The sequence below is a fragment of the Acinetobacter sp. genome (assembly GCF_050285345.1).
Taxonomy (GTDB): Bacteria; Pseudomonadota; Gammaproteobacteria; order Pseudomonadales; family Moraxellaceae; genus Acinetobacter.
Genome location: NZ_JBLZXR010000141.1, coordinates 1 through 6,384, shown reverse-complemented (window position 1 = coordinate 6,384; position 6,384 = coordinate 1). Strand labels below are relative to the sequence as shown.

At 40.6% G+C, this 6,384-nt stretch carries 6 protein-coding genes and 1 pseudogene; 6 read left to right on the top strand and 1 reads right to left on the bottom strand.

What is annotated here, in order from left to right; genetic code table 11:
• Positions 1-252 (top strand): annotated as a pseudogene (locus tag ACN6OV_RS12085) (alkane 1-monooxygenase); the annotation flags it as partial.
• Positions 249-413 (top strand): rubredoxin, encoded by a 165-nt coding sequence (locus tag ACN6OV_RS12080; protein ID WP_004980714.1) that lies wholly within the window; start codon positions 249-251, stop codon positions 411-413. The pseudogene ACN6OV_RS12085 and the gene ACN6OV_RS12080, both read left to right, overlap by 4 nt.
• A 167-nt stretch (positions 414-580) precedes the next feature.
• Here the strand turns inward: ACN6OV_RS12080 and ACN6OV_RS12075 are convergent, their stop codons facing one another.
• Positions 581-1,309 carry an SDR family NAD(P)-dependent oxidoreductase gene (locus tag ACN6OV_RS12075; protein ID WP_427953270.1) on the bottom strand — a complete coding sequence of 243 codons (729 nt, stop codon included), beginning with the start codon at positions 1,307-1,309 and terminating at the stop codon, positions 581-583.
• Positions 1,310-1,824: 515 nt separating this feature from the next.
• Between ACN6OV_RS12075 and ACN6OV_RS12070 the strand changes: the two genes are divergently transcribed.
• The 4 genes from ACN6OV_RS12070 to ACN6OV_RS12055 all read left to right on the top strand — a co-directional run bounded on the left by ACN6OV_RS12070 (position 1,825) and on the right by ACN6OV_RS12055 (position 6,090).
• Entirely contained in the window at positions 1,825-2,952 is a 1,128-nt protein-coding gene (locus ACN6OV_RS12070; RefSeq protein ID WP_427953268.1) for an anaerobic sulfatase maturase, read from the top strand.
• Positions 2,861-3,073 carry an SPASM domain-containing protein gene (locus ACN6OV_RS12065; RefSeq protein WP_427953266.1) on the top strand — a complete coding sequence of 71 codons (213 nt, stop codon included), beginning with the start codon at positions 2,861-2,863 and terminating at the stop codon, positions 3,071-3,073. The genes ACN6OV_RS12070 and ACN6OV_RS12065 overlap by 92 nt, the downstream gene beginning before the upstream one ends.
• Before the next feature lie 89 nt (positions 3,074-3,162).
• Complete coding sequence (locus ACN6OV_RS12060; protein ID WP_427953264.1) at positions 3,163-4,800, top strand: arylsulfatase; 1,638 nt, start codon at positions 3,163-3,165, stop codon at positions 4,798-4,800.
• A gap of 117 nt (positions 4,801-4,917) precedes the next feature.
• Positions 4,918-6,090, top strand: a complete 1,173-nt coding sequence (locus ACN6OV_RS12055; protein ID WP_427953262.1) for an OmpP1/FadL family transporter — start codon at positions 4,918-4,920, stop codon at positions 6,088-6,090.
• Positions 6,091-6,384: the final 294 nt, after the last annotated feature.

Below are 6,384 nucleotides of genomic sequence, written 5' to 3'. Positions count from 1 at the left end.
TATCCAACGCGAAGTTTCCAAACCCTGAGAAACTATGAAGACGTACCGCAGCTTCCAGCAGGTTATGGGGCCATGATATTACCGGCACTGATTCCGAAGTGGTGGTTTAAATTGATGGATCAACGGGTGGTAGAGCATTATGCAGGCGATTTCAGCAAAATGAATATTTACCCTAAAGCCAAAAAGAAAATTCAGCAGAAGTTTGCGAGATTGTTCTCTCAGTCATCCCTTATACATGAGGACTTAACATGAAGCGCTACCAATGTTTGGTTTGTGGATGGGTTTATGATGAGCAGATTGGATGGCCTCAGGAGGGAATTGCCGCGGGTACGCCGTGGCAAGATGTCTCTGAAAACTGGACCTGTCCTGACTGTGGTGTCTGTAAAGCCGACTTTGATATGGTCGAGATTTAAGGTTCATGTTGGTAGAAGAGCGTTTAGCTAGTTAACGATATAATGGAAACTCTGCTTTGTATATTTTGCCAAACAGATGTAGATCTCTTGCAATCGACCAAAAAAAGCAACCCGTTTCTTGGGGATTCGAAACGGGTTGAAACCTCAAACAAATTTAGGTGAATGGCTTAGAAAATTGAATATGCACCATCCACTTTAATAATCGCGCCATTTACAAAGCTTGCAGCATCAGATGCAAGGAAAACCACAACATTTGCGATTTCTTCAGGCTGACCTAAACGCTGCATTGGTGAGCGTTGCATAATACCGTTGAATACTTCTGGCATATCTTTGAGTGGTTGGATGAGTGGTGTATCGATCCAGCCTAGTGCAACAGCATTGACACGAATTTTAGTTGGAGCCATACTGAGTGCATGAGAGAAAGTCAGTTGATCAATGGCACCTTTCGAGCACGCGTAAGCAGGTGTAAGTGCTGAACCAAACTGTGCGAAAAGTGAAGACACATTAATGATCGATGGATTGTCAGATTGAGCTAAAGCTTTTGCAGCGACTTCACTGATGTAAAAAACAGAAGTGAGATTGACTTCAAGTACCGTTCTATACGTCTCTAATTCATGTTCTGTGATAGACCCCATACCTGCACCATTGAACAAAGTATCAATCCGATCTACGTTTGCGAAGAATGCATCTACAGCAGTTTTATCTGTGACATCCATTTCAACAGCTTCAATATCTAAACCTGTTGGGTAAACGGCTTTCGCGGCTTGTAAACCAAGCGCCCATACTTTGGCACTACGTTCTGCGAATGCAATTGCAACGGCCTGACCAATACCTGATGTACCACCTGTGACAACAGCTATTTTATTTTCAAACATTTTTGTATTGAAAGCATCCATTTCTTCCGATCCTATATTTCAGTTTTAAGTTCAGCTTTTGCTGATAGATTTAAACTAGAGCTTTTGGCGTCGAATGAAAAGAATGGTCTTGGAAAACCATCCTAAAGAGTGGCGGCTAGAGGTTGTCGATATGATCTTCAGCAGATTGAGTGTGATTAAAGTAAAAAGTGAATTAAATCAAAATAATATATGTCTGGCATCAAACTTTAGAACAATGTGGGTCATTAAAACCATTCGAGAACCATTCTTTTGAATGGTTGTTCTAAAGCTACAGGCTGTTAATCTTCTGAGGCAGATTTAGTACTTAATGATTGAGTAAAAGTCGTAAGTTATGTTTTAAAGAAATCCACGATCATGGATGGATGTGGATTTCTTTAAAATATTTAGCGTATTTAGAAATATCGATGTGAAATCGAATGATTATAGAAATTGAATAATGAATTCGAAATAACAGACATATTTTCACTTTTGAGGGATTGCAAGAGTGCGCCGCTTTTAAAAAAGGATTTAGTGTCATGATGGTGAATCAGAACAACAAAATTGTTGTCGAAAATATTCCAGTTTCTCCCCCTTTGAAACTTGTGCATTCGAATGAGCTTTATCAATTTCATTCTATGGTGAAGCCTAGTGGTGCGCAGTGCAATATCGACTGTGAATACTGTTTCTATTTATATAAACAAGATTATCTGCATCAACCGAAATATCCACGTATGGAAAGCTCGGTGCTTGAGTTGCACATCCGTCAGTATATTGAAGCACAGACTGGGCCCGAGGTTGTATTTAGCTGGCAAGGTGGAGAACCGACGTTGATGGGCTTAGATTTTTTTAAGCACATTATTGTCTTACAAGAAAAATATAAAAAACCCAATCAACAGATTTTTAATGATTTACAAACCAATGGCTTATTATTAGACGATGAATGGTGCATTTTTTTAAAAGAAAATCACTTTTTAGTTGGGCTGTCGATTGATGGACCTGAACATTTACATGATATTTATCGTCGTACCAAAAATGATAAACCGACACATAACCTAGTTATCAAAGCAATTGAATTATTACGTCAATATCAGATCGAGTTTAATGCTTTGTGTGTGGTGAATAACGTTAATGTCAAGCATCCACTTGAGGTCTATCGTTATTTAAGAGACGTCATTCGTCCCAAAATGATTCAGTTTAGTGCAGGGATTGATCCTGTTGAACCTGATTGGATTACGAAGCCAAAAGCCACAATGATCAAACACAAAGATATTTCTGTTAGTGCTTGGACGGTACCAAGTACTGACTGGGGAATATTTTTGTCTACAGTATGGCAAGAGTGGTTTGCTCAAGATTATGGCAATGTTTTTGTTGATCAGTTTGAAAATGTGATCTCGCAACTTTTTGGTTTTGGTCCACAAAAATGCACCACAGGGCAAATCTGTGGTAAGTCCGTTGCAGTGGAATTTAATGGTGATGTTTATTCATGCGATCACTTTGTTTTTCCAAAATTCAAACTTGGCAATATTAAAGAAACTCATCAGGGCGATCTAGTTTTTTCAAAAAAAACAAGAAATGTTTGCTTATGCAAAATACCAGAGTTTACCCAAATACTGCCAGCGCTGCGATTTCTTGCAACTGTGCTGGGGAGAATGCCCAAAAAATAGATTTATCAAAACACCGGAGGGAGAAGCTGGATTAAATTACCTCTGTGCAGGTTTAAAGTTGTTTTATAAACAAGTGGTCAAAGATCAAGACGTCTTGATGCAATACCTAAACGCAAGTTAGTTACTAAAAAATTGATTTTGAAAATAAAAATATTTCAGCGCAAGCTGAAAGGGATAGTTATACCTTAAAAAACGGTCAAGGAGGATACCATGCGTATCAGAAAGTCAAAGCTGTGCTTGTCCATCGGGACAGCTTTATTATCATTTGCTGCACTTACCACAGCTCATGCTGCACCGCAACAAAGCTACCAAAAAGGTAAAACCATTGCGGATGATCCATTTTTAAAAGCGGTGATCACTTCTGAGAACATGGAACCTGCAATCATTCACCCTGCGCAAAGATCAGCTGCTCAGAAAAAGATAGATGCCTATAAACAAAGAACTGGACGTACTCCCAACATTCTGATTTTTATTGTTGATGATATGGGTTGGGGCGACATTGGGGCTAATGGTGGCGGTGCAACAGTCGGTGCACCAACACCCAACATTGATAAGTTGGCGCATGGCGGGTTACGTTTTACTTCATTCTATGCACAGCCGTTGAGTACACCATCTCGCGCAGCGATGATGACTGGTCGTCTACCGACACGTACGGGTTTAGTCCGTCCAATTTTGACTGGTGAAAAACTCAAAGCTAATCCATGGGAAGGTGAAGTCACTGCGGCAGGGCTTTTAGATAAAGCAGGTTACCGTACAGGAATGGTTGGTAAATGGCATTTAGGTGAAATTGATGGCGCTTACCCGCAGCAAAATGGTTATGACGAATACTTTGGATTCTTACAACTAGTGTCTAACCTAACTGAAATGATAGATGAACGTTTATACCCAAACTTGGTTCATGATCCTGAGCGCTTAGAAGCGATGCGTTCGATTCAACCACCTGAAATTACCAGTGGTGTGAAAGGTGGAGCAATCAAGGTTGAACAGTCGATCAAAACAATTGATGACATTAGCCGAATGGATCAAAAATTTGCTGATTATTCAGATGGATTTATTCGTAGCGCAGGTAAAAAGAACGAGCCCTTTTATTTGGTTCACTCGTTCTCACGTTTGCACAATGATAACTACCCAGCACCGGGCTATGCAGGCAAGAGTCCAGCAAAATATCCATACAAAGACGCTGTAATTGAAGTTGATGACATCGTTGGTCGCCTCATGAAGACTTTAAAAGATACTGGTCAGCTAGAAAATACCGTGGTGTTCTTTACTTCGGACAATGGTGCCAATGAAGACGTATGGCCAGATTCAGGCTTTCATCCTTGGAAAGGCGGAAAGGGTACGACATGGGAAGGTGGAATTCGCGTACCTGGAATTGCATACTGGCCAGGCATGATTAAAGCCGGTCGTGTTAGTGATGGCATTTTCGACATTCTCGACTTATTTAATACCTCCGTGGCTTTGGGTGGACAAACCAATCAAATTCCAAAAGATCGTTATTTTGATGGCATTGATCAGACCAGTTTTCTACTAGCTGATGATGGCGAGTCGAATCGTGAAACGTCGTATTTCTATTCGGGTAATCAGTTTACATCTCTACGGTGGAATGAGTTCAAAGTGCATTTCAAAGTAATGGATACCACTTTGCCACGTAAGAATATTGATAGCACGGTACTGTCGGTTGCGAACCCTGCGCCGTGGGCATACAACCTATACATTGACCCGAAAGAGCAAATTCCAAGTCACCATGGTTTTGAATGGGGGTACCCACGCGCGCTGAATCTCGTACGTCATCACATGAGTACTTTCAAAAAATATCCAGTCAAAGACATTGGTTTAAACGTACCTTAATAGCCTTTTCAGGCAAACAATCGAATTAAGTCATTCACGATTTAATTCAAAACAGTGGGTGTTTTTCAGGGGAGTGAAGAGCATTCGCGAGTTTAAATTTTCACTAAAGGAATAGAAATGAAGTTGAATAAGAAAAAGTCGCTTGCTGTTGCCATGCTGTCAGTTTTTGCAGGCCAAACCTATGCTGCAGGTCTTGAGCGTTCACCTCAACAAATTGATGCACTCTTTGAACAAGGAACATATGCAGAAGTAGGTTATACCCATATTTCTCCAGATATTACGGGTAAAGATGCCAGTGGGAATTACATTTCTGATATGGCTGGAGATTTTCAATCGCTTAACTATGCAGTAAAAACTGACTTAAACTCAAAGTTACGCCTTGCAGTCATTTACGACGAGCCGTTTGGTGCCAAAGTTGAATTTGATGGTGCGAATAATTTTATTGCAACAGACCGTCCAGCAGCAGATGCTAAAACGCGTGTAGATGTAAAGTCAAAAAATGTCACTGCACTTTTGGGTTATAAGCTGAATGAAAATGTTATGGTTTATGGTGGCCCAGCTCTACAAGAAATTGAAGCTGAAGTACATTTACGGGGCTTAAATTATGCGTTAAATAGTGGCTATAACAATACTTTTGACGATATCGCAGTGGGTTGGGTTACAGGAATAAGTTATGCTAAACCAGAAATAGGGCTCTTAGCATCATTAACCTATCGCTCTGAGGTTGAGCACAAAACCACCATTCAAGAAGACGTTCCTTTGTCGGATCTTTTGGGCATGGATTATTCACATAGCAACCAAGGCAGTATTACTACGCCAGAGTCTATCAATTTAAACTTACAAACAGGTTTGAATATGACGACTGCAGTTTTTGCAAAAGTGCGTTATGTACCATGGAGTGATTTTGCTTACTATCCACCTATATTAAAAGCATCAACTACAGCGGCTTTAGGTAAAGGTTTGCCTTTGGTCGATTATTCAGAAGACCAAATAGCCGTGGAGCTTGGTTTGGGTAAACGCTTATCTCCAAAGCTTGCGATTGCCGTTTCGGGTTTATGGGACTCGGGGGCAGGCGATCCTGCACCGACATTAGGGCCAGTACATGGCTATTGGGGCGCGGGCTTAGCAGCGAAATATAATCTCAATGAAAAATTAGCTTTCAGCTTAGGTGGTCGCTACATGTGGTTTGGCGATGCCAAGGGTGAAACTTCTGATCGTCGTATCGTGGGGGATTTTAAGGACAATACAGGCTATATCGTGGGGATGAAATTCTCGTATAAATCTAAATAATTCATCTCGCTTATTACTCGTTTGAGGTTTTGCCTTCTCTCTGAAATATTGAGAGAAGGTTTTTTTATCAGTGCTGAATTATCTGCCTAATGATGTGCATTGTCATAAGACGTACTGAGTTGACTGCATATTTTTCAGTCTTTTGAATGAAGTCAATCTGGATAAAGCCAGTCTTTCAAGGATTCGGTTTTTCACCATGAAGATAAAACAGCGTGACTGTTTATTCAGATGTATTGCAGAGCAACATAGTGTTGCGCTTGTGCAACGGTTATCATAGAGCCAACAAAGCGTTGG